Here is a 23,786-nt window from a genome sequence, read left to right on the forward strand (position 1 = left end):
CGCGGACGTACCCGGCGACGTTACTTCCTCCGTCCCGGCTCGACGCAACGCGTGCGGTGGCCGGGACGGGCCGGGGTGAGAATGGGGCGGTGCGTTACGGCATCCTCGGCACCACTCAGGCCCATTCCGACGACGGTCACGCCACCGCCCTCGGCGGCGCGCGGCTGCGCGCCCTCCTCGCCGCGCTCGCCCTGCACCCGGGCCGGGCCCGCACCGCCGAGGCGCTGATCGGCGACGTGTGGGAGGCCGACCCGCCCGCGGACGCGACCGGCGCGCTCCAGGCGCTCGTCGGCAGGCTCCGGCGGGTGCTCGGGCCCGGCGCGGTGGACTTCGTGGCCGGTGGCTACCGGCTGTGCGCCGGTCCCGAGGACGTCGACCTCCACCGCTTCCGGCGGCTGGCCGACGAGGGCGCGGCGGCCCTCGCCGCCGGTGACCCGGGGAAGGCGGCCGACCTGACGGACGAGGCCCTCGCCCTGTGGCGCGGCCCGGTCCTCGCCGACCTGCCCGGCCGGGCGGCGCTGGCGCCGCGGCACGAGGCCCGCCACCTGGACGCCCGCCGTACGCGGCTGGCGGCGGCGGTCGCCCTCGGCCGGGCGGCCGGCTCCCTGGCCGAGCTCGCGGACCTGTGCGCCGGGCACCCGCTGGACGAGCCCCTGCACGCCCTCCGCCTCCGCGCCCTGCGCGCCGCCGGCCGCCCGGCCGAGGCCCTCGCCGCGTACGAGGACCTGCGCGCGGCCCTCGCCGACCGCCTCGGCACCGACCCGGGCCCCGAACTCCGCGCGCTGCACGCGGAACTCCTGGCCCCGGCCCCGCCGCCGGGGGAGCGGCCACCGGGCGCGGCGCCGGACCGGCACGCCCCTTCCGGGCCGCGGGCGGGAGGCCGGCCGTCCGGCGGCACGCGGGATCCCCGGCCCGGTGCTCTCTCGCCGGAAGGCGCCGTCGCGGCGACGCCGGACGCTCCCGCGACGGATCCGGACGCCCCCGACCGGCCCGGCGGAAGCACCGGACCGCGGGCGGCGGCCGCCCTGCCCGGGGGCGCGGCGCCGCTGCCGCCTGTCATCCCCGCGCCCCCGCCGCCCGGCAACCTCCGGGCCCGCCTCACCTCCTTCGTCGGCCGGGAGGACGAGCTGGAGCGGATACGCGCCGACCTCGTGCGGCACCGCCTGGTGACCCTGCTCGGGCCCGGCGGGGCCGGGAAGACGCGGCTGTCGCAGGAGGCCGCCGAGGCCGCCGCGGCCGGGCCGGAGGGGACGGCCCCGGCGTGGCCCGACGGGGTCTGGTTCGCCGAGCTCGCGCCCGTCGACGACCCCGGCACCGTGCCCGAGGCCGTGCTCACCGCGCTGGGCGGCCGGGAGACCGTCGTGCGCGGCACCGCCGAGGGCGTGCGGGCCGCGCACGACGCGGCCGGCCCCCTCGACCGGCTCGTCGAGCACTGCGCTCCGCGCCGCATGCTGCTCGTCCTCGACAACTGCGAGCACGTCGTCGACGCCGCCGCCCGCCTCGCCGAGACCGTCCTCGCGCACTGCCCCGGCGTCACCGTGCTCGCCACCAGCCGCGAACCCCTCGCCGTCCCGGGCGAGCAGGTGCGGCCCGTCGAGCCGCTGCCCGACCCCGTCGCCCTGCGCCTGCTCGCCGACCGCGGCGCGGCGGCCCGCCCCGGCTTCCGGACCGAGGACGACCCCGAGGCGTGCGCCGAGATCTGCCGGCGCCTCGACGGGCTGCCCCTCGCCATCGAGCTCGCCGCCGCCCGCCTGCGGATGCTCGACCCGCGCGGGCTCGCCGACCGCCTCGACGACCGCTTCCGGCTGCTGACCTCCGGCAGCCGCACCGTACTGCCGCGGCAGCAGACCCTGCGCGCCGTCGTCGACTGGTCCTGGGACCTCCTCGACGCGCCCGAACGGGCCGTCCTGCGCCGCCTGTCCGTCTTCTCCGGCGGCTGCGACCTGGCCGCCGCCGAGGAGGTGTGCTCCGACAGCCCGGAGACGGACGGGCGGACGGACGCCGGGTCCGCGTCCGGCGCCGTCGGCGCCCGGGACGTCGCCGTCCTCCTCGGCTCGCTCGTCGACAAGTCGCTGGTGGTCGCCGAGCCCGCGGCCGGCGGCGCGATGCGCTACCGGCTGCTGGAGACCGTCGGGGAGTACGCCGCCGAGCGGCTGGACGAGGCGGGGGAGCGGACGGGCGCCGAGCGCCGCCACCTGGTGGCCTACCGCGAACTGGCCCGCACCGCGGACCCGCTGCTGCGCGGCCCCGCCCAGGGCGTCTGGCTGGAGAGACTGGAGCTGGAGCACGACAACCTGCGCACGGCCCTGCGGCGCGCCGTCGCGGCGCGGGACGAGCAGGAGGCGCTCTGCCTGGTGCTGTCCCTGGGCTGGTTCTGGCAGCTCAGGGACCACCGCGCGGACGCGTCGCACTGGGCGGAGGCGGTGGGCGCGCTGGGCCCCGACCCGTTCGCCGAGCCGGTCGCCCCGGTCCCGCCGCTGTACGTGACGTGCACCGAGCGGCCGCCGCCGATGCCGCCCGAGGTGCTGGCCGAGGCGCGGCGCGGGGTCCACCTGACGCGGCTGGTCAGCATGACCGACATGGGTGTGGTGCACCGGCCGGAGACGCAGCGCAGACTGCGGGGCATCGTCGCGGCCTACGCCGACGGGCAGCCGCAGACCTGCCGGGTGCCGGGCTTCATCGTCTTCTTCGCCATTCTCATGAGCGGTGATTTCGAGAGGCTCTACCGGACCCTGGACGCGATGGTCGCCCGCTGCCGCGAGCTGGGGTACGAGTGGGAGCTCGGCCATGTCCTCCAGCTGCGCTCGAAGATCTTCAACGACCAGCCCGGCGGGCTGGACCAGGCCACCGCGGACGCGGAGGAGAGCGTGCGGCTCTTCCGGCGGCTCGGGGACTCCTGGGGCGTGGCCGAGGGGCTGACGGGCCTGGGTGAGGTGCACGAGCGGCGCGGCCAGTTCGACCTGGCGGCCGAGGACTACCGGGAGGCCGTCGAGCAGGTCCGGGAGATCGGCTCCACCGGGCAGCTGCCGGCGCTGCGCGCCCGGCTGGCCGGGGCGCTGGTGGAGGCGGGAACGGTCGGCGACGAGGAGGGCGAGCGGATGCTCCGCGACGCGATCGCGGAGGCGGAGCAGGGCAACGCGGACGCCGCGATCTTCGGCCGGCTCCAGCTCGGTGTGCGGGTCGCCCGCGCCGGGCGCACGGCCGAGGCCCGGGAGATCTTCGAAGGGCTGGTGACGGACTTCGGGATCCGCTCGGTGGTGATGTTCCAGAGCCTGATGTGCGGTCAGATGGCCTGGCTGGACACGCTGGAAGGCCGGCCGGGGGACGCCCTGCCGAGGCTGCGCGAGGCGCTGTCCATGGCCGACGACCCGCTGTCGACGCTGGCGGTGCCGCAGCTGCCGATGACCCACCTGCTGTTCGCCGCCTTCGCCCACGCCGCGCTGGCCCGCGAGGAGCGCACGAAGCCGCCGGCCGCCCGGGAGGAGCACGCCCTGCGCGCCGCCCGGCTGATCGGGGCCGGTGACGGCCTGCGCCCGGACGACTTCCCGGCGGCGTCGACGGAGCGCGAGGTGCGCGAGCGCACGGAGGCCGACGCGCGGGGGCTGATCGGCGACGCCGCGTACGAGCGCGCCTACGCCGAGGGCGGTGGCCTCACCTTGGAGGAGGCCACCGCCCTCGTATGACGCGGACACGGGCCCGGCTCAGGTCTTGCTGCGGAACTTCGAGACCGCGAGCGGTGCCGTCACCACCGTGATCGCCACGGCCCAGGCCAGCGTCATCCACACCGAGTGGGCGAGGGGCCCGCCGCGCATCAGGTTGCGGGAGGCGTCGGCGAGGTTGGACAGCGGGTTGTACTTCGTGAAGCCCTCCAGCCAGCCGGGCATCTTGGCCGTCGGCGCGAAGATCGAGCTGCCGAACTGGAGCGGCATCAGGATGATCATCGCCATGCCCTGGACGGCCTGCGGGGTCTTCAGGGACAGGCCGAGCAGGATGAAGACCCACATCAGCGAGGCGCCGAACACCATGGACAGGGCGACCGCGGCCAGCAGGTGCAACGGGGTGGTCGTGATGGACAGGCCGAGGGCGAAGCCCATGCCGAGCAGGATGGTGGTGGCGACGAGCATCCGGCCGACCTCGACCACGATCTTCGCGATGAGGACGGAGGACCGGGATATCGGCATGGTGCGGAAGCGGTCCATCACCCCCTTCTTGAAGTCGTCGTTGACGCCGGTGCCGACGGCCATGGCGATGTTCATGCCCTGCATGGCCATCAGGCCGGGCACCAGGTAGTTGAGGTACGCCTGCTCCTGGCCCTTGCCGGCCATCGAGCCGCCGAAGACGTAGGTGAAGAGCAGGATGAAGATGATCGGCATGATCACGGCGTCGAACATCGACTCCGGGTCCGCCTTGATCTGGAGCATGTTGCGGCGCGCGAGGGCGCCGATGTGCCGCAGATTGGCCCGCAGGCCGATGCGGCCCTCGCGGACCGGCGCCGCCGCGGGCGCGCTGACCGTTGCCGCGCTCATGCGGCGACCTCCTGGAGTGCGTCGGTGCCGGCGCCGTCCTGCTGCGGGACGGACGCCTTCTGTCCGGTGACGGCGAGGAAGACCTCGTCGAGGCTGGGCAGGTGGGTGGAGATGCCGGAGATCGCGAAGCCGCGCGAGCCCAGCAGGCCGACCACGGCGGTCAGCTGCTCGTCGCTGACGATGGGGACGTTGACGACGCCCTCGGCCTCGTCGGCCGTGGCGCCGGCGATGCCGTCCAGCCCGGCCTGGGCCAGCGCGCCGACCATCCGGGCCAGCTCGCCCGGGTCGGCCGGGCGGATCTGGAGGGTGCGCCCGCCGACCTTCGCCTTCAGCTCGTCGACCCGGCCGCCCGCGATGACCCGGCCGCGGTCGATGACCGTCAGCTCCTGGGCCAGCTGCTCGGCCTCCTCCATGTACTGCGTGGTGAGGAGGACGGTGGAGCCTTCGGAGACCATCCGCTGGACCTCCTGCCACACCTCGTTGCGGGTGCGGGGGTCGAGGCCGGTGGTGGGCTCGTCCAGATACAGCACGGCGGGCCGGCCGATCATGGAGGCGGCGAGGTCCAGCCGGCGGCGCATGCCGCCGGAGTACTGCCCGGCGGGGCGCTTGGCGGCCTCGGTGAGGGAGAAGCGCTCCAGCATCTCCTCGCCGCGGCGGCGGGCGTCCTTGCGGGAGAGGTCCAGCAGCCGGCCGATCATGTACAGGTTCTCGAAGCCGGACAGCTTCTCGTCCACCGAGGCGTACTGGCCGGTCAGGCCGATCACGCGGCGCAGCTGCCGGGGCTGTGCCATCACGTCGTACCCCGCGACGCGGGCGGTGCCCGCGTCCGGCCGGAGCAGGGTGGACAGGCAGCGCACGAGGGTGGTCTTGCCGGCGCCGTTGGGCCCGAGCACACCGAGGACCGTGCCCTCGCGCACGTCGAGATCGACGCCGTCGAGCGCCTTGGTCTCTCCGAAGTGCTTGACGAGGCCGCGGACTTCGACGGCGTTACCGCCGCTGCCCGCCCCCCGTGAGATGTCGTTTCGCTTCATGACCCCCACAGTGCCAGCCGCCACTGACAACCCGCCTATAGGCCGCCGACAGCCGGCCGACGGCCCGGGGCGGGACGCCGGCCGGCCAGGGGGGTATGCGGCGGACCCCTAGTGGAAGGAGTGCTCCTCCGCCGGGTAGACCCCGCCGACGACCTCCTCGGCGAAGGCCTTGGCGGCGTCGCCGAGGACCTCGCGCACCTGCGCGTACTGCTTGACGAAGCGCGGCAGGCGGCCCGGCGTCATGCCGGCCATGTCGGTCCACACCAGCACCTGGGCGTCGCACTCGGCGCCCGCGCCGATGCCCACGGTCGGGATGTGCAGGACGCGGGTGACCTCGGCGGCCAGCTCGGCCGGCACGACCTCCAGGACGACGGCGAAGGCGCCCGCGTCCTGCACGGCCTTGGCGTCGCGCAGCAGCTGCTGCGCGGCCTCCTCGCCGCGGCCCTGCACCGGGTAGCCGCCGAAGGCGTTGACCGACTGCGGGGTGAGGCCGATGTGGGCCATGACCGGGATGCCGGCCTCCACCAGCAGCCGGATCTGGTCGGCGGAGCGCTCGCCGCCCTCCAGCTTGACCGCGCCGGCGCCGGTCTCCTTGATCAGCCGGGTGGCGTTGCGCAGGGCCTGGACGGCGCCCTCCTGGTACGAGCCGAAGGGCAGATCGGCGACGATCAGGGCGCGCTTGGTGCCGCGGACGACCGCGGCGGAGAGGATGGCGATCTCGTCCATCGTGACGGGCACGGTGGAGTCGTAGCCGAGGTGACAGTTGCCCATGGAGTCGCCGACGAGGAGGACGGGGATGCCGGCCTGGTCGAAGACGGAGGCGGTCATCGCGTCGTAGGCGGTGAGCATGGGCCACTTCTCGCCGCGTGCCTTGGCGGCGGCGATGTCGCGGACGGTGATGCGCCGGGAACTCGTGCCCCCGTACAGCGCCTTGCTCGCGTCGCTCGCGGCGGGGCTGCTGTCGGGCTTGTTCAAGGCATGCGTCATGGCGGTCGCTCCTGTGGTTCGTCTCGAGGCGCCCTGACGGCGTCCCCGGATCACCTCCCATGCTGACACGCCCCGCGCGGCCGGACCAGGGCGGCCTTTCGTCTTTCGTAAAGACTTTCCAATACGAGACGGTTCCGTATCGGAAAGGTCTACTCTGGTGGGCATGTCAACCGTTCCCCCGGGCCCGGGTCGGGCTCGACCGCAGGCGCCCCGGACCCCTCGGAGATAGTCGTCCCGGCCGGCCGCCGGGTTCCCGAGTCCGTCCACCGCAGACGCTGGGCCATCCTCACCGTGCTGCTGTTCAGCCTGCTGATCGTGGTCCTGGACAACTCGATCCTCAACGTGGCGATGAAGACGATCGCCTCGCCCGCCCCCACCGGCCTCGGCGCCACCCAGAGCGAGCTGGAGTGGGCGATCAACTCCTACACGCTCGTCTTCGCCGGGATCCTCTTCACCGCGGGCCTGCTCGGCGACCGGCTCGGCCGGAAGAAGGTGCTGCTCTTCGGCATGGTGGTGTTCGGCATCGGCTCGGTGCTGTCCGCCCTCGCCGGCTCGTCCGGCGAGCTGATCGCCTTCCGGGCCGTGATGGGCTTCGGCGGCGCGTTCGTCATGCCCGCCACCCTCGCCATCATCATGAACGTCTTCGAGCGCGAGGAGCAGCCCAAGGCCATCGGCATCTGGGCCGGCGCGGTCGGCCTCGCCATCGCCATCGGGCCGATCACCGGCGGCGTCCTGCTCGACCACTTCTGGTGGGGCTCGGTCTTCCTCGTCAACGTGCCGATCGTGATCATCGGGCTGATCGCCATGGTGCTGCTCGTCCCCGACTCCAAGGACCCGAACCCCGGCCGCCTCGACCCCCTCGGCGTGCTGCTCTCCGTGGCCGGTCTCGTCCTGCTCGTCTACGGCATCATCAAGGGCGGCCAGCTCGCCGACTTCACCGAGCCCGAGGTCTTCGGCCCCGCCGTCGGCGGCCTGCTGATCCTGCTGCTCTTCGTGCTCCACGAGCGGCGCAGCGCCCACCCCGCCATCGACGTGCGCTACTTCCGGAACCCCGCCTTCTCGGCGGCCGTCTCCTCCATCGCGCTGGTCTTCTTCGCGCTGATGGGCACGACGTTCTTCATCGTCTTCTACACCCAGAGCGTGCGCGGCTGCACCCCGCTCCAGAGCGGCCTGCTGCTCCTGCCGCTCGCCGCCGCCCAGATGATCTTCGCGCCGAGGGCCCGGCTCGTCGTCGACCGGTTCGGCGCCCGCGCCGTCTGCGCCGTCGGCATGGTCCTGGTCGCCGCCAGCACCGCCGGCTTCCTGCTCCTCGACACGGACACCCCGATCTGGGTCCTCGAAGTGCTCTTCTTCGTCCAGGGCACCGCGATGGCCCACATCATGCCGCCCGCCACCGTGTCGATCATGCAGTCGCTGCCGCGGGAGAAGGCCGGTTCCGGCTCCGCCGTGAACAACACCTTCCGCCAGGTCGGCGGCGCGCTCGGGGTCGCCGTCCTCGGCTCGGTGCTCTCCACCACCTACCGGAACGGCATCGGCGACGAACTGGACGCCGTCCCCGGCCTCACCGACTCCGCGCGGCACGCCGCCGGCGAGTCCATCGAGGCGACCCTCGGCCTCGCCGAGAAGCTCGGCCCGGCCGGCAAGGCCCTCGTCGCCCCGGCCAACGACGCCTTCATCCACGCCATGCACATCACCGTCATCGGCGCCACGGGCGTCGCGCTGCTCGGCGCCGCCGTCGTGGCCCTCTTCCTGCCCGGCCGCGGCGCGCCGGCCGGCGCCGCACCGCGCCCGGAGGCCGAGCGGGAGCAGGCGGAGGCGGGCGCGTGACGGGCCCGGCGCGGTCCGCGGCCGCCCCCGCCCGGGAGCCGGCGGGTACGGGCGAGGGTCCCGCGACGCCGGGTACGGGCCCGGCCGCCGCCCGGGAGCCGGCCGCGGAACCCGCCGGGCGGGCGGCGGCCGCAGGACGCGGCCGTCCGCGCAACGCCGCCGTCGACACCACCGTGATCGAGACCGTCCTACGCCTCCTGGAGGAGGGCGTCACCATCGGCGACCTGTCGATGGAACGCCTCGCCCGCGAGGCGGGCGTCGGCAAGGCCACCCTCTACCGGCGCTGGGCCGGCAAGGAGGAGCTGATGCTCGACGTGCTGCGCTCCCTCGACGACACGGGCCCCGAGCCCACCGGCGGCTCCGTCCGCGACGACCTCGTCACCATGCTGGAGTTCCTCCGCAGGCGCGGCCTGGCCAAGCGCTCGTCCGCCGTGCTGCGCACCGTCGTCACCCAGGTCCAGTCCCACCCCAAGCTCTGGAAGGAGTACCACGAGACGGTCGTCACGGCCCGCCGCGAGGCCGTCTACGCGGTGCTGCGGCGGGGCATGGCGAGCGGCGAGGTCCGCGCCGACCTGGACGTGGAGCTGCTCGCCGACCTCTTCGTCGCCCCGATGCTCTCCCGCGCCATGCTCCACGAGTGGAAGGAGCTCTCCGAGGGCCTCGCCGAGCAGATCGTCGACGCGGTCCTGGAGGGCGTACGTCCCCGGCCGCCGGGCTGACCGCGCCCGCCCGCCGCTGCCGCCGGCCCGTCCGCTCCCGAATATGCCCGTTGTGTCACAGCACGCCCCCCGGCCGTGCCCCCCGGAACCCCGGCCGCCCGGACGGTCGTCCTCCAGACCGACGCCCCACCCGGGGCGGCCGGAACGCCCCGGGCGCTGATGATCACCTATCGTCGGTGCGCGGGGCCGCAGCGGACAAGGCAGTGAGGACAGCGATGGCGCAGGCGTACATGCAGGAGACGGGCCGAGACGGGACGGGTCCGGAGCGGGCCGGCTCCCGGGCCCGGCGCCTCATGGACCAGTGGCGGGGCCGCGACGTCTGGCGGCGGGGCGTGGTCCTCGCCGTCCTGGCGGCACTGCTCGGCCTGCTGATGCTGCTCCACACCCACCTGCCCAACAAGGTCGGCAACCTCGGCAGCCTCACGGAGACCTTCCTGCCCTGGCTCGGCCTCGGCATCCCGGTCCTGCTCGTCCTCGCCGTGCTGCGCCGCTCGGCCACCGCGCTGGTCGCGCTGCTGCTGCCGATCGTCGTCTGGACGAACCTCTTCGGCGGCCTGCTCGGCGACAAGTCCGCCAAGGGCGGCAACTTCACCGTCGCCACCCACAACGTGAACGCCGAGAACCCGAACCCCGAGCGCACGGCCAAGGACGTCGCGGCCTCCGGAGCCGACGTCGTGGCCCTGGAGGAGCTCAAGCCCTCCGCCGTGCCGACGTACGAGCGGGCCCTCGCGAGCACGTACAAGCACCACTCCGTGCAGGGCACGGTCGGCATATGGAGCAAGTACCCGCTCCAGCTGGCCCAGCCCGTCGACATCCGCATGGGCTGGACCCGCGCCCTCCGCGCCACCGTCAAGACCCCGCAGGGCCCGGTCGCCGTCTACGTCGCGCACCTGCCCTCGGTCCGTGTGAAGTTCAACGCGGGCTTCACCGCCGGGCAGCGCGACAGCAGCGCCGAGGCCCTCGGCCGGGCCATCGCCCGGGAGCCCGAGAAGAAGGTCATCCTCCTCGGCGACCTCAACGGCACCATGAACGACCGCTCGCTGGCCCCCATCACCTCGCAGTTGCGCTCCGCCCAGGGCGCGGCGGGCGACGGCTTCGGCTTCAGCTGGCCGGCGAGCTTCCCGATGGCCCGCATCGACCAGATCATGGTGCGCGGCATGGAGCCGGTCTCGGCCTGGACCCTGCCGGACACGGGCAGCGACCACCTGCCGGTGGCGGCGCGGGTCAAGATCTGAGGGGTGCGGGTGCGGGGTGCGCCTGCGGCGGGCCTTTCCCCTCCCCTCCCCTCCCCTCCCCTCCCCTTCCCGCAACCGGCGGCTTCGCCCCCGGGCCCCCTTTCCGCGCTCCGCGCGGTGTCCTCAAGCGCCGGACGGGCTGAAATCAGCCCGTCCGGGGGCACCTCCCAGCGGTAGCTGGGGGAGCTTGAGGACATCCGGGAAGGGGCGGGGTGGGGAAAAGCCCCGCGCAGCGGCAGGCACCCGCCCCCGGACGGGCCCCCGAGCCCCACCCCGTAGCCTGGAAGGCTCCCCCGCATCCTTCCGGAAGGTCCTCCCATGCCCCTGGCGCTGCTCGCGCTCGCCGTCTCCGCCTTCGGCATCGGAACGACCGAGTTCGTGATGATGGGCCTGCTGCCCAACGTCGCCGACGACCTGGGGACCTCCGTCCCCACCGCCGGCTACCTGGTCTCCGCCTACGCCCTCGGCGTCGTCGCGGGCGCCCCGCTGCTCACCGCGCTGGGCTCGCGCGTCCCGCGCAAGCGCATGCTGATCCTGCTCATGGGCGTCTTCGTGATCGGGAACCTCGCCTCGGCCCTGGCCCCGTCCTTCGGCACGCTCGTCGCGGGCCGGGTGCTGGCCGGGCTGCCGCACGGCGCGTTCTTCGGCGTCGGCTCGGTGGTCGCCACCCGGCTGGTGGCCGAGGGCCGGCAGGCCCGTGCGGTCGCGATGATGTTCCTGGGCCTCACCGTCGCCAACATCGTCGGCGTCCCCACGGCCACGCTCCTCGGCCAGCACCTCGGCTGGCGCGCGACCTTCCTCGTGGTGACCGTCATCGGCCTCGTGGCCATGGCGGCGCTCGCCGCGCTGATCCCGCAGCTCCCGCGCGAGGAGGGCGGCGGCCTCGGCCGCGAGCTGCGCGCCCTCGGCAGCCGGCAGGTCCTGCTCGGCCTGCTCGCGGCCGTCTTCGGCTTCGCGGGCGTCTTCGCCGTCTACAGCTACCTGGCCTCCATGGCCACGGAGGTCACGGGCTTCTCCGAGACCTCGGTCACCTTCGTCCTGGCCCTCTTCGGCATCGGCATGACGCTCGGCATCCTCGTCGCGGGCCCGCTGACCGACCGGGCGCTGCGCCCCACCCTCTACGGCTCGCTGGCGGGCCTCGCGGCGGTGCTGGTGCTCTTCGACTTCACGGTCCATGTGAAGTGGGCGGCGCTGGTCACGGTCGTCCTGCTCGGCGCGGCGGGCTCCATGACCAGCACCCCGCTCCAGATGCTGGTGATGAACAAGGCCCGGCACGCCCCGACGCTGGCCGCCGCCTCCAACCACTCGGCGTTCAACCTCGCGAACGCGGGCGGCGCGTGGCTGGGCGGCGTGGCGATCGCCGCGGGCTGGGGCTGGACGTCCCCCACGCTGGTCGGCGCCGTGCTGGTGGTGACGGGCCTGGCCATAGCGGTGGCGGCGGGGATGCTGGACCGCGCGCCGGGGGCCCCGTCGACGGTGGTCGCGAGGGGCGAGACCGCGGCGGACGGTGCCGCGGCGGAGCGGGAGAGCGTGCGCTGACGCCGTACGGCGGCACACTGGAGGCATGTGCCGCAGTATCAAGACGCTGCGGCCGCCCATGACGCCCGACGTCGAGGACGCGGACATCACGGCGGCCGCCTTGCAGTACGTACGGAAGGTGTCCGGCTTCCACCACCCGGCCGCGCACAACCAGGCCGTGTTCGAGGAGGCCGTCGACGCGGTCGCGCAGGCCACGCGGGAGCTCCTCGCGGGGCTGGAGGTGCGCGGCGCCGCGAAGGCGTGAGGCCGCGCCGCTGGTCAGCCCCGGCCGGTGGCCGGGACCTCGCAGGCACCGTCCGCGCAGGACTCCCCGGCCTCCGGCGCGGCGGCACCGGTCGCCTCGGCGACCTGCTCCAGGACGCGCAGGAACGTCTCCGTGTCCTGGCCGCCCTGGACGGCCCACTGCCCCTCGAAGACGAACGTCGGCACCGCGGTCACGCCGCGCCGGCGGCCCTCGTCGATCTCGGCGAGGACCTCGTCGCGCAGGTCGTCCCCGCCGAGGAACGCGGCGACCGGCTCCCGCTCCAGGCCGACGGCCACGGCCGCGTCCGCGAGCTGCCCGGCGTCACCGATGTCGAGCCCCTCCCCGAAGTGGGCCTCCAGCAGCCGCCCCTTGAGCCGCGCCTGGGCCGCCGGGCCGTACGCGCCGAGGACGAAGCGCAGCAGCCGGTGGGCGAGCAGCGAGTTGTTCTCGACGACCGTGTCGAAGTCGAACGTGAGCCCCTCGGCCTCGCCGATCGCGGTGATCCGGTCGTCCATGGCGACGGACTGCGGACCGTACTTCTCCGCCAGCACCTCCCGGTGCGGCAGCGGCTTCTCCGGCGCCCCGGGGTCGAGCTGGAACGGCCGGTAGACCACCTCGACACCCTCGGCACCCGGGAACGCGGCCAGGGCCCGCTCGAAGCGGTTCTTGCCGACGTGGCACCACGGGCAGGCGATATCGCTGTAGATCTCGACCTTCACTGCGCCGTCACTCCTAGAGTTGCTTGAACTGTCAAGCAATGCCAACGACGACGGCCACGGGGGAATTCCCCGTGGCCGCCGCCGTGTGCTTGTCCTGCGGTGCGCCGGTCAGCCGACGAGCTGGACCTCGGCGTGGGTGCCGGAGGTGTCCACGTCGGAGTAGTAGCTCAGGTTGCCGTCGGCCCAGCGGACCAGGAGGTCGCCGGGGTAGCGGCCGCCGAAGACGCCGGGCGTCAGGGTCGTGGCGTACCGCCAGGCCGAGCCCGCCTTGCGCAGGACGGTGCTTCCGTGGAAGCCGTCCGTGTCGAGGCCGGCGAAGAGTTCCGCCTTGCCGCTCTTCCAGCTGACGACGAGGTCGGCGGTCCCGCCACCGGTGAACTCGGCGGAGCTGATCTGCGCGGCCTCGGTCCAGGCCTTGTCCGCCTTGGTCAGCTGGGTCTCCTTGGCGACGCCGTTGACCCCGGTGTCGGAGTACATGGACGTCGAGCCGTCCGCCCAGAGAACGACCAGGTCGTCACGCAGCTTGTTGGCGGTGTGGCGACCGGCCGTGATGAGACGGGCGTTCTTCCAGCTGCCGCTGTAGGCGAGGGTCTTCTCCTCGAAGAAGCCGTACGTGTCGACGTGCGTGAACGTCGACAGCTTGCCGCTCTTCCAGCGGACGGTGAGCCCGTCCGTCGCGCTGCCGCTGGAGGCGGCGTCGGTGACCCGGGTGCCGGTGACGGCCGCGGCGTCCTTCCAGTAGCTCCCCTTGGCCGCGACCTTGTACTCCGCCATGAAGGGGTACTTGTCGTCGGTGTGGTCGGCGCCGCGGAAGATGCTGGCCGAGCCGTCGGCCCAGACGACGAACACGTCCGAGCGGTCGCTGTGCTTGATGCCCCGGGTGAAGTTGCCCGAGACGACATGGACGGCGTTCTTCCAGTCCGCCCGGGACAGGACGCCGCGGGAGGCGGTGGCCTGGATCCACCCCGCGATGTCGTCCACGCGGGCCGCCTGCACGCCCCGGCGGGTCTCGGACCCGTCCGTGCCGAAGCAGCCCGCCTGGCCGGAGGTGCTGGTGATGCCGACCAGCTCGTAGTGGCCGCTGAGGTCCTTGAACACGGGGCCGCCCGTGTCCCCCTGGCACGCGGCGGCGTCGGCGGACCTGCCCTTGAGGCGCACCGTACCGCCCTTGGCCGACTCGACGTCGAACCCGGCGGAGTGCAGGCGGTCGGGGACCCACTCGTCCTTGGTGCGGCCGTAGCCGGCCACCCGCAGGTGTTCGCCCGGGAGTATGGTGTCGAAGTTGAGGTGGGCGGGCTTGACGCCGGTGACCGGCCGCGCCAGTCGTGCCATCACCAGGTCACGGTCCTCGCGCGGGACGAGTTCGACGACGTCGACCACGCCGCCGCCCTTGCCCGAGAGGTCCGTGCGGCCGATCGTGGCGGTCGTCTTCCGCTTCGGGGTGCCGGCGGAGATCTTGAAGCTCTTCGCCGGGTCGTCGGCGAAGCAACTGGCCGCGGTGACCAGCCACTCCTGCTCGACGAGAGCGGCCGAGCAGCCGCGCGCGCCCTCGTCGATGTCGAGCTGGGCGGTGAAGGCGTAGGCGCCGTCGGCGGCCTCTTCGCCGACGACCGCGTGCGCCGGGACGCCGGTCAGCAGGCTCGCCGCGACGGCGGACGCGAGGATCCCGGTCATCCACGCGGCGCGCGGACGGATGGCAGACATGGTGTTCTCCTCCAGGGCCCGTCGTGCGGCCGGGCCCGGGTCATGAAGCGTTGGGGAAAGGCGGACGTCGTGATGTACGTCAGACCTGGAGCGCGAGCAGCGAGCCGGGCTTGCCCGTGGCGGATTCGCCGACGGTCTTGAACTTGTTCTTCGGCACCTCGACGAAGCCACTGCCTGTGACGGAGGCCCACACGTCGTACTTGTTGGCGCCGACGCCGATCGCGTCGGGAAGGTCGAGGGCGAGGTAGCCCTTCTTGCCGCTCCCGGTGACCCTGAAGCAGTACTTGCCCCTGTTGGGTCCGGCTGTCGGCTTGGTGTAGACGACGATGTCCTCGGAGACCTCGCAGTCGGCGAACAGGATGTGCCCGTCGCCGCGCTCGAGCTTGATGCCCCGCTCCTTGAAGATCTTCGCGGCGCCCGGGTACTCGAAGGTCTCCACGGCGGACGGCAGGGTCGTGTCGTCACCCGCCGCGACGCCGGGCGCGGCCGTGCCCAGGACGACGGCCGCGGCGCCGGTACCGGCGATCAGAAGTGTGCGCGCACGAGAAAACACGTGAAATCCCCCCGGAATCGGAAAAGTCAGACCAGCAAGCTATCACGCAGTTCGATCTCGGCTGTTCGAATATTCCGTACGCGAAAAGGCCGGTGGGGCCCGCAGACGCGCGGGTCCCACCGGCCTTTTCGTACAGTCGACCGCTCAGCCCTTCTCCCGCCAGCGGTTCGTGATCGGCAGGCGCCGGTCCTTGCCGAAGCCCTTCGCCGAGATCTTCGTGCCCGGCGGGTACTGGCGGCGCTTGTACTCCGCCGTGTCCACCAGCCGCAGGACGCGCGTGACCAGCTCCGGGTCGAAGCCCGCCGCGATGATCTCCGCGTGGCCGCGGTCGCGGTCGACGTACAGCTCCAGGATCCGGTCCAGGACGTCGTAGTCCGGGAGGGAGTCGGTGTCCACCTGGCCCGGGCGGAGTTCCGCGCTCGGGGGCTTGGTGATCGAGTTCTCCGGGATCGGCGGGGTCTCGCCGCGGGCGGCCGCGTCCGCGTTGCGCCACTTCGCGAGGCGGAAGATCAGTGTCTTGTAGACGTCCTTGATCGGGCCGTACGCGCCGACCGAGTCGCCGTAGAGCGTCGAATAGCCGCACGCCAGCTCGGACTTGTTGCCCGGGGCGAGCACGATGTGGCCTTCCTGGTTGGAGATCGCCATCAGCATCGTGCCGCGCAGCCGCGACTGGAGGTTCTCCTCGGCGAGGCCGGTCAGGCCCAGCGCGCCCATGTACGCGTCGAACATCGGCGCGATGGGGACCGTGCGGAGGTTCAGGCCGGTGCGCCGGGCGAGTTCCTCGGCGTCGCCCAGGGAGTGCTCGGAGGAGTAGCGCGACGGCATGGCCACGCCGTACACGTTCTCCGCGCCGACCGCGTCGCACGCGAGCGCGGCGACGAGCGCGGAGTCGATGCCACCGGAGAGCCCGATCAGCACGCTGCGGAAATTGTTCTTGGCGACGTACGCGCGCAGGCCCGTGACCAGGGCCTTGTAGACCTCCTCGGCGTCGCTGAGGTGCGGCGCCGGGGCGGGGTGCGCCGCCGGCTCGTACGCCGGGAGCGGATCGGCCGAGAGGGTGACGTGGTCGACGCGCAGGCCGTCGTCGACGACCCCGGACGGCGGCTCGGCGGGCGCGGCCGGCAGGTCGAGGTCGATCAGGACGCACGTCTCCTCGAACTGCGCGGCGCGCGTGAGGACCTCGCCGTCGCGGTCGACGACGATCGTGTCGCCGTCGAAGACCAGCTCGTCCTGGCCGCCGGTCATCGCGAGGTACGCGGTCGTGCAGCCCGCCTGCCGGGCGCGCGTGCGGACCAGCTCCAGACGGGTGTCGTCCTTCTCGCGCTCGTACGGCGAGGCGTTGACCGACAGCAGCAGCCCGGCCCCGGCGGAGCGGGCGGCGGGTACCCGGCCGCCCTCCTGCCACAGGTCCTCGCAGATGGCGAGCGCCACGTCGACGCCGCGTACCCGCACGACGGGCAGCGTGTCACCGGGCACGAAGTACCGGAACTCGTCGAAGACGCCGTAGTTCGGCAGGTGGTGCTTGGCGAAGCTCAGCGCCACCGCGCCGCGGTGCAGCACCGCCGCGGCGTTGCGCGGCGCGCCGGCCGGCTGGCCGAGGCGGGTGCCGCCCTCGCTGCGGTCGAGATAGCCGACGAGCACGGGTAGTTCGCCGAGCCCCTCGGCCGCGAGCCGTCCGGCGAGCCCGGCCAGCGCGGCGCGGCTCGCCTCGACGAACGACGAGCGCAGCGCGAGGTCCTCGACGGGGTAGCCGGTCAGGGCCATCTCGGGGAACGCGGCCAGGTGGGCGCCGCGCTCCGCCGAGCGTCTGGTCCAGTGGACGATCGCCTCGGCGTTCCCGGCGAGGTCGCCGACGCAGGAGTCGATCTGGTTCAGGGCGAGCCGAAGTTGTGCCACGGGCGCCAGTCTAATCGTCTGACTGACGCGATGGGGGGTGCGGCACGGGGGTCCGGGCGGGTCCTGGGTGCGGGTGGGCGGGGGCGGGGTGCCGCCGCGCCGGGCTTCTTCCCCGGCCCCGCCCCTTCCCGTGACCGGGGCTCCGCCCCGGGCCCCGGTCCTCGAACGCCGGACGGCTCTACTTGCGGTACCCCAGCACCGTCATCATCCCCGACTCCGCGTGGTACACGTTGTGACAGTGGAGCATCCACAGCCCGGGGTTGTCCGCGTCGAACTCCACCTCCAGCCGTTTCCCCGGCAGCACCACCGCCGTGTCCTTCCGCGCCCCGCCGCCCGGCAGCGCGAACGTGTGCCCGTGCAGGTGCATCGGGTGCCACATCGTCGTGCGGTTCACGAACGCCATCCGCACCCGCTCACCCGCCGCCACCGGGTAGCGCTGCGACGCCGTGTACTTCCGGCCGTTGATCGCCCAGTCGTACTTCTCCATCGAGCCCGTGAGCGCGAAGGTCAGCGTGCGGTCCGGGCGGCGGTCCTTCAGGCGCACGCTCGCGTCCGCCTTCAGGCGGTCCGCGGTCAGGAGCCTGCCGTCGAGCTCGCGGGGGCGTACGGACGCGTCGGGCGCCGCCCTGTCGGCGGTGCGCAGCAGCGCCAGCGCCGACGCCTTCTTGCCCTCGGCCAGCGCGGTCAGCGGGAAGACGCCGTCCTTCGCCTCGACCAGCACGTCGTAGCGCTCGCCCATGCCCAGCAGCAGCGCGTCCGTCTCCGCGTGCGCGACGGGGAAGCCGTCGGTGTGCGTGACCGTCATACGGTGGTCGCCGAGCGCGACGCGGAAGGCCGTGTCACCGCCCGCGTTGACGAAGCGGATCCGGATCCGGTCGCCGGCCTTGGCCCGGAACGTCTCGGGGTCGGCCGCCGTCCGCCCGTTGACCAGGTAGTGGGGGTACGCGACGTCGCCCGCGTCACCACCGAGGAGGGGGCTCGTCGCCCCCATCAGCATGCGCGACGGGCCGGAGGAAGCCGAGGGCTTCGGCGCGGCGCCCATGCCGTGACCGCTCATGTCGTGGCCGCCACCGTGGTCCATGCCACCGCCCCCGCCGCCGTGGTCCATCCCGCCCATGCCCCGGCCGAGTTCCGCCAGCACCGCGTCCGGCGTGCTGCCGTCCACCCCGTCCACCCAGTCGTCCAGGACGACGACCCACTCCTTGTCGTACTTCAGCGGCTCCCTCGGGTCCTCCACGATCAGCGGCGCGTACAGCCCCCGGTCCTGCTGGACCCCCGAGTGCGGGTGGAACCAGTACGTGCCGGGGTGCGCGAGCGTGAAGCGGTAGTCGTGCGACGCGCCGGGCTTGACCGCGGGCTGGGTGAGGCCGGGCACGCCGTCCATGTCGTTGCGCAGGGCCAGCCCGTGCCAGTGCAGGGAGGTGGCCTCGGGCAGGTGGTTGGCGAGGGTGAGGGCGAGGGTGTCGCCCGCCGTGACCCGGACCTCCTGGCCGGGCAGCCGGTCGCCGTACGCCCACGTGTCGACGGAACGTCCGCCGCCCAGGTCGACGCGGGTACGGGTGGCCGTCAGCCGGACGTCGCGGACGGGGCCCGTGCCGCGCTTCGCCTCGGCGGCGGCCACCTCCTTGCCGTCCGGGGAGACGTAGTCGGTGGGCGGGGCGGTGGGCGTCTTGGCGTCGGCGGAGCCCGGGGAGTCCTGGGAGCAGGCGGTGAGCAGGCCGCCGCCGGCGACGGCGAGTCCCGCGCCGAGGACGGCGCGGCGGGAAGTCGTGCGCATGGGAAGTGCACCTCGTGGTGTCGGGTGTGCGGACGTCCGCGTACGGACGGGAGCGATCGCGTACCGCCGTGCGCGCGTACGGGACGTACGGGCGCACGGCCGGGGCGCGTCGCTATACGCGCAGCACCGACAACCGGGCGAGGGACTTGTGCCGTGGCGGGGGAGGTATCGGCCACAGGGCCCGCAGACGGGCGCGGGCGGTGGCGGGCCGGGCCGCCGCGCGGCGGCGGAGGGCGGCGGCCGTGAGGAGGAGGACGAGCGTCAGGAGCGCGGCGCCGAGCACGGCGAGGCAGACGGACATGGGGTCCATGCCGGTGTGGTGGACGGGGTCGGTGGCGTGGGCGCCGCCGTGCGGGCGGGCGGCCTCTTCCGCCACCCGCGCCTCCCCGGTCCCGGCGCTCCGCCCGGGACCCCGGTCCTCGGCCACGGCCGAGAGCTTCGCGCTCCCCACAGTCGGCCCGGCCACCCGCGCCGCGGCGTCCGCCGTCCGGCGCGAATGGTCGCCGGGTACGGCCGGGTGGGCGCCGGGAGCAGCCGCGCGCTCAGCCGGGACAGCCGAGTGACCGCCCGGACCGGCCGGGCCGCCGGGCGCGGCCGGCGGTACGGCCGGAAAAGCGCTCACCGGTACGGCCGGGTGGGCGGCCGCCCCCGCGGACGCGACCGCGGCGAAACCGCCCGCGTGATCGCCGGCAAGGCCCGCGGCCGTGTGCCGTCCGGCCCCGGCCTCCGCGCCGGCCCGCGCCCCGCCCCCGTGCCCGCCCGACGACGGATGGCCGAGTGTGTGCATCGTCACGATGCCCAGCAGGAGCGCCGTGAACAGCAGCAGACGGCCGCACCACGCGACCACCCTCCGCTGTCCTGCCACGTCACCCCAACCCCTCCGGCCCCTCCGGGCCACGTCATTCCCTCGCACCTTACCCCCTCGGGGTATTCCTCTCCAGGCGCCCGGGGGTGGGATCATTGGGAGGAAAACAGCTCGAACGCTCGGCCCGAAGGACGCTCCCCCTCCCATGACCATCACGGAACAGGTGAGGGACGAACGTCCCCTCGCCACGGGCGCCGCCATCCCGGGCGCCACCCAGACGCAGTTCATCTCGTGGGTGACCCTCGCGATGATGACCACCGCGTCCGTCGCGAACCTGCGCCCTTCCCCGTCCATGGCGCTCTACGGCCTCGCCGCCGTCTTCCTCTACCTCGTGCCGGCCGTCGTCTTCCTGCTGCCGACCGCGCTCGTCTCCGCCGAGCTCGCCTCCGGCTGGACCGGGGGCGTCTACCGCTGGGTGAGCGAGGGACTGTCCTCCAAGCCGCTGGGCTTCCTGGCCGTCTGGTGCCAGTTCGCGATGACGATCGCCTACTACCCGAGCCTGCTGGCCTACGTGGCGAGCACCTTCGCATACGTGATCGACCCGAGGCTCGCCGACAACGGTGTCTACGTCGCCGTCGTGATCGTCGTCATCTACTGGGCGGGCGTGCTGATCTCCTCGCGCGGAACGAAGGCGGTCGCCGGGCTCGCCGGCGCCGGACTGGTGATCGGCACACTGATCCCGGGCGTGGTGCTCGTCGTCCTCGGCATGGTCTTCCTCGGCCAGGGCAACGCCTCCGCCGCGCCCATGGACGCGGGCCACGCGCTGCCGCCGTGGACCGGGCTGGCCAGCCTCGTGCTGATCGTCAACAACTTCCTGTCCTACGCGGGCATGGAGATGAACGGCGTCCACGTGTCCTCGCTGCGCGAGCCGGGCAAGCAGTTCCCGCGCTCCGTCTTCGCCGCGACCGGACTCGTCCTGCTGATCTTCATCCTGCCGGCGCTGGCCATCAGCTGGGTGATGCCGGGCGAGGACCTGAGCCTGACCGCCGGCGTGATGCAGGCGTTCCAGGGCTTCTTCGACCACTTCGGCGTGGGCTGGCTGACCAAGGTCGTCGGCGTGCTGCTCGTCGCCGCCGCGCTCGGCGGGATGCTGGCCTGGCTGGCGGGCCCCTCCAAGGGGCTGCTGATGGTCGCCCGGCAGGAGGGCTATCTGCCGCCGGTCCTCCAGAAGCTCAACAAGAGGGGCGTGCCGCGCAACATCATGGTCGCGCAGGGCGCGCTCACCACGCTCATCGCGCTCCTCTACGCCTTCCTGCCGGACGTCTCCAGCGCGTACTGGATCTTCTCGGTGATCACCACCCAGATCTACCTCGTCGTCTACCTGCTGATGTTCGCCGCCGTCGTCCGGCTGCGCACCACCCAGCCCGGCCGGCCGCGCGGCTTCCGGGTGCCGGCCGTGCGGCTCGTCGCGGGCGCCGGCTTCGCCGCCTCGCTCGCGGCGATGTGCATCGGCTTCGTGCCGCCGGAGCAGTTCGGCGGCGGCCCGCTCTGGCGCTATCTGCTGACCGTGGGCGGCGGCCTGCTGGTCATCGGCTTCCTCACGCCGCTCGCCCTGCTGAAGTTCCGCAAGCCGCACTGGGTGGCGCCGGAACACCGGACGGCCGCGGCGGGCGACTGACCGCGCCCGCACCGCTACGGACAAGGGTGCGCCGGGGGTGTGGCACGAGCCCCCGGCGCACGCCGGTACGGTCGTCTGGTCGCGCTCAGGCCGGTCAGGCAGCAGGGTCCCTCTTCCGCTACCGTCGCCCGTCCGGGCGCGGCGGCGACCGGACGGACCACTGAGGGGGACGGTGTGGAGAGCATGGCCGAAGAGACGCGACCACCCGGGCACATGCTGCGCGTGGGCGGCGTACCGCTGCACGTCGTGTGCGAGGGCGAGGGCCCGGTCTGCGTGCTGAGCGCGGGCCTCGGCATGGGCTGGTTCGACTGGGAGCCGGTGGTGCCGCTGCTCACGCCCCACCGCACCGTCGTCCGCTTCGACCGCCCCGGCCTGGGCTTCAGCGCACCGGCCGTGGAACCGCCCACCGCGGCGGGGGAGGCCGCCCGGATAGCGGGCGTCCTCGACGCCCTCGGGGTGAAGGAGCCCGTCACGGTCGTGGGTCACTCCCTCGCCGGATTCCACGCCGAGGCCTTCGCCCGGCTGCACCCCGGGCGCACGGCGGGCATCGTGCTCGTCGACGGCAGCGTGGAGGAGGAGCCCCGGCCCGCGCCCGCGCGCGAGCTGCGCACCAGCGCGGCGCACGCCCGCGGCCTGGTGCTCGCCGCCGCCGGCCTGCCCCGCGCCCTCGGCCCGTCCCTGCGCCGGCTGGCCGTCCGCGCCTCCTCCGTGAGCCGCCAGGACCCGGCCTCGGCCGACCTCCTGCGCCGCACGTACGGCACCGGACGGGTGATGCGTGCCCTGCTCATGGAGAACGCCCGTTACCGCGACGTCGCCGCCGAGCTGCTGGACCTGCGCGAGCATCACCCGATGCCGCCGGTCCCGGTGAGCGTCCTCGCGGCCTCGCCCGGCACCGGCTCCACGCTGGAGCGCCGCTGGCTGGAGCGGCAGCGCGCCCTCGCCGACCGCCTCGACGGCCGCTTCGAGGCCGTGGCACCCGCCGGCCACCTGCTGATGTACGACCGTCCGCAGGCGATCGCGGCGGCCGTGCTGGCCACGCCCCCTATCCGGGCATAAGTACGATGCACCCGTGAAGGGGTTCCGCTGGAAACCCCGCGGTAACCCGAGAACGCGATACTCAAGGCCCGGCACCCGCCCACAGCCGCTGATACGAGCCGTCCGACCTGCAAGGATAGGTAGATATGGATAAGCAGCAGGAGTTCGTGCTCCGCACGCTCGAAGAGCGCGACATCCGGTTCGTACGGCTGTGGTTCACCGACGTCCTCGGCTATCTGAAGTCCGTCGCCGTCGCCCCGGCCGAGCTGGAGCAGGCCTTCGACGAGGGCATCGGCTTCGACGGCTCCGCCATCGAGGGCTTCGCCCGGGTGTACGAGTCCGACATGATCGCCAAGCCGGACCCGGGCACCTTCCAGATCCTGCCCTGGCGCGCGGAGGCCCCCGGCACCGCCCGGATGTTCTGCGACATCCTCATGCCGGACGGCTCGCCCTCCTACGCCGACCCGCGCTACGTCCTCAAGCGCATCCTGGCCAAGACCTCCGACCTCGGCTTCACCTTCTACACCCACCCCGAGATCGAGTTCTTCCTCCTCAAGGACAAGCCGGTCGACGGCACCCGCCCGGTGCCCGCCGACTCCTCCGGCTATTTCGACCACACCCCGCAGAACGTGGGCATGGACTTCCGCCGCCAGGCCATCACCATGCTCGAATCCATGGGCATCTCGGTCGAGTTCAGCCACCACGAGGGCGCCCCCGGCCAGCAGGAGATCGACCTCCGCTACGCCGACGCGCTGTCCACGGCGGACAACATCATGACCTTCCGCCTGGTGATGAAGCAGGTCGCCCTGGAGCAGGGCGTGCAGGCCACCTTCATGCCCAAGCCGTTCTCCGAATACCCCGGCTCCGGGATGCACACCCACCTCTCCCTCTTCGAGGGCGACCGGAACGCCTTCTACGAGTCCGGCGCGGAGTACCAGCTCTCCAAGGTCGGCCGGTCCTTCATCGCGGGCCTGCTCAAGCACGCCGCCGAGATCTCGGCCGTGACCAACCAGTGGGTCAACTCCTACAAGCGCATCTGGGGCGGCTCGGCCCGCAGCGCCGGCGCGGGCGGCGAGGCCCCCTCGTACATCTGCTGGGGCCACAACAACCGCTCCGCGCTCATCCGCGTCCCGATGTACAAGCCCGGCAAGACCGGCTCCGCCCGGGTCGAGGTCCGCTCCATCGACTCCGGCGCCAACCCCTACCTGACCTACGCGGTGCTGCTCGCCGCCGGTCTCAAGGGCATCGAGGAGGGCTACGAGCTTCCGGCCGGCGCCGACGACGACGTGTGGGCGCTGTCCGACGCCGAGCGGCGCGCGATGGGCATCGAGCCGCTGCCGCAGAACCTGGGCGAGGCGATCGAGCTCATGGAGCGCAGCGAGCTGGTGGCCGAGACGCTGGGCGAGCACGTCTTCGACTTCTTCCTGCGCAACAAGAAGCAGGAGTGGGAGGAGTACCGCTCCGAGGTGACGGCCTTCGAGCTGCGGAAGATGCTGCCGGTGCTGTAAGGG

Annotated in this window: 18 protein-coding genes; 9 read left to right on the forward strand and 9 right to left on the reverse strand. The window is 73.4% G+C overall.

The window, feature by feature from the left end; genetic code table 11:
* Positions 1 to 89: 89 nt before the first annotated feature.
* On the forward strand, positions 90 to 3,683 hold the full coding sequence (locus SMD11_RS23780) for an AfsR/SARP family transcriptional regulator (RefSeq protein WP_087928366.1): 3,594 nt from the start codon (positions 90 to 92) through the stop codon (positions 3,681 to 3,683).
* 18 nt (positions 3,684 to 3,701) lie between these two features.
* On the opposite strand, the gene SMD11_RS23785 is transcribed toward SMD11_RS23780, so the two are convergent.
* The 3 genes from SMD11_RS23785 to panB form a co-directional block, all read right to left on the reverse strand.
* Positions 3,702 to 4,526 (reverse strand): ABC transporter permease, encoded by an 825-nt coding sequence (locus SMD11_RS23785; protein WP_087928367.1) that lies wholly within the window; start codon positions 4,524 to 4,526, stop codon positions 3,702 to 3,704.
* Entirely contained in the window at positions 4,523 to 5,557 is a 1,035-nt protein-coding gene (locus tag SMD11_RS23790) for an ATP-binding cassette domain-containing protein (protein WP_087928368.1), read from the reverse strand. The genes SMD11_RS23785 and SMD11_RS23790 overlap by 4 nt, the downstream gene beginning before the upstream one ends.
* 108 nt (positions 5,558 to 5,665) lie before the next feature.
* Complete coding sequence (gene panB, locus SMD11_RS23795; RefSeq protein WP_087928369.1) at positions 5,666 to 6,544, reverse strand: 3-methyl-2-oxobutanoate hydroxymethyltransferase; 879 nt, start codon at positions 6,542 to 6,544, stop codon at positions 5,666 to 5,668.
* Between the two features lie 225 nt (positions 6,545 to 6,769).
* Between panB and SMD11_RS23800 the strand changes: the two genes are divergently transcribed.
* The 5 genes from SMD11_RS23800 (at position 6,770) to SMD11_RS23820 (ending at position 12,108) form a co-directional block, all read left to right on the forward strand.
* A complete protein-coding gene (locus tag SMD11_RS23800) occupies positions 6,770 to 8,371 on the forward strand; it encodes an MFS transporter (protein ID WP_087928370.1) in 1,602 nt (533 codons plus the stop codon).
* Positions 8,368 to 9,090 carry a TetR/AcrR family transcriptional regulator gene (locus tag SMD11_RS23805; protein WP_087928371.1) on the forward strand — a complete coding sequence of 241 codons (723 nt, stop codon included), beginning with the start codon at positions 8,368 to 8,370 and terminating at the stop codon, positions 9,088 to 9,090. Before SMD11_RS23800 ends, SMD11_RS23805 begins: the two co-directional genes overlap by 4 nt.
* A 293-nt stretch (positions 9,091 to 9,383) precedes the next feature.
* Positions 9,384 to 10,325: an endonuclease/exonuclease/phosphatase family protein gene (locus SMD11_RS23810; RefSeq protein WP_418952533.1), complete on the forward strand. Its 942-nt coding sequence runs from the start codon at positions 9,384 to 9,386 to the stop codon at positions 10,323 to 10,325.
* A 318-nt stretch (positions 10,326 to 10,643) separates the two neighbouring features.
* Entirely contained in the window at positions 10,644 to 11,864 is a 1,221-nt protein-coding gene (locus tag SMD11_RS23815; protein ID WP_087928373.1) for an MFS transporter, read from the forward strand.
* A gap of 25 nt (positions 11,865 to 11,889) precedes the next feature.
* Complete coding sequence (locus SMD11_RS23820; protein ID WP_087928374.1) at positions 11,890 to 12,108, forward strand: DUF2277 domain-containing protein; 219 nt, start codon at positions 11,890 to 11,892, stop codon at positions 12,106 to 12,108.
* 14 nt (positions 12,109 to 12,122) lie between these two features.
* On the opposite strand, the gene SMD11_RS23825 is transcribed toward SMD11_RS23820, so the two are convergent.
* From SMD11_RS23825 to SMD11_RS23850, 6 genes are all read right to left on the reverse strand, one after another.
* The gene (locus SMD11_RS23825) at positions 12,123 to 12,827 is read right to left on the reverse strand and encodes a DsbA family oxidoreductase (protein WP_087928375.1); all 705 of its coding nucleotides are present in this window, start codon (positions 12,825 to 12,827) and stop codon (positions 12,123 to 12,125) included.
* A 108-nt stretch (positions 12,828 to 12,935) separates the two neighbouring features.
* On the reverse strand, positions 12,936 to 14,531 hold the full coding sequence (locus SMD11_RS23830; protein ID WP_087928376.1) for a S1 family peptidase: 1,596 nt from the start codon (positions 14,529 to 14,531) through the stop codon (positions 12,936 to 12,938).
* Positions 14,532 to 14,610: 79 nt separating this feature from the next.
* Positions 14,611 to 15,084 (reverse strand): hypothetical protein, encoded by a 474-nt coding sequence (locus SMD11_RS23835; RefSeq protein WP_234366149.1) that lies wholly within the window; start codon positions 15,082 to 15,084, stop codon positions 14,611 to 14,613.
* Between the two features lie 144 nt (positions 15,085 to 15,228).
* Positions 15,229 to 16,980 (reverse strand): NAD+ synthase, encoded by a 1,752-nt coding sequence (locus tag SMD11_RS23840; RefSeq protein WP_199843937.1) that lies wholly within the window; start codon positions 16,978 to 16,980, stop codon positions 15,229 to 15,231.
* A gap of 178 nt (positions 16,981 to 17,158) precedes the next feature.
* A complete protein-coding gene (locus tag SMD11_RS23845) occupies positions 17,159 to 18,757 on the reverse strand; it encodes a multicopper oxidase family protein (protein WP_087928378.1) in 1,599 nt (532 codons plus the stop codon).
* 112 nt (positions 18,758 to 18,869) lie between these two features.
* A complete protein-coding gene (locus SMD11_RS23850; RefSeq protein WP_087928379.1) occupies positions 18,870 to 19,622 on the reverse strand; it encodes a hypothetical protein in 753 nt (250 codons plus the stop codon).
* 145 nt (positions 19,623 to 19,767) lie between these two features.
* On the opposite strand from SMD11_RS23850, the gene SMD11_RS23855 reads away from it, so the two are divergent.
* From SMD11_RS23855 to glnA, 3 genes are all read left to right on the forward strand, one after another.
* Entirely contained in the window at positions 19,768 to 21,240 is a 1,473-nt protein-coding gene (locus SMD11_RS23855) for an APC family permease (RefSeq protein ID WP_087928380.1), read from the forward strand.
* Positions 21,241 to 21,423: 183 nt separating this feature from the next.
* On the forward strand, positions 21,424 to 22,296 hold the full coding sequence (locus SMD11_RS23860; protein WP_087930698.1) for an alpha/beta fold hydrolase: 873 nt from the start codon (positions 21,424 to 21,426) through the stop codon (positions 22,294 to 22,296).
* A gap of 125 nt (positions 22,297 to 22,421) precedes the next feature.
* Positions 22,422 to 23,783 carry a type I glutamate--ammonia ligase gene (gene glnA / locus SMD11_RS23865; protein ID WP_087928381.1) on the forward strand — a complete coding sequence of 454 codons (1,362 nt, stop codon included), beginning with the start codon at positions 22,422 to 22,424 and terminating at the stop codon, positions 23,781 to 23,783.
* The last annotated feature ends 3 nt before the right edge of the window (positions 23,784 to 23,786 follow it).

The organism is Streptomyces albireticuli (genome assembly GCF_002192455.1).
In the GTDB taxonomy this organism is placed as follows: Bacteria; Actinomycetota; Actinomycetes; order Streptomycetales; family Streptomycetaceae; genus Streptomyces; species Streptomyces albireticuli_B.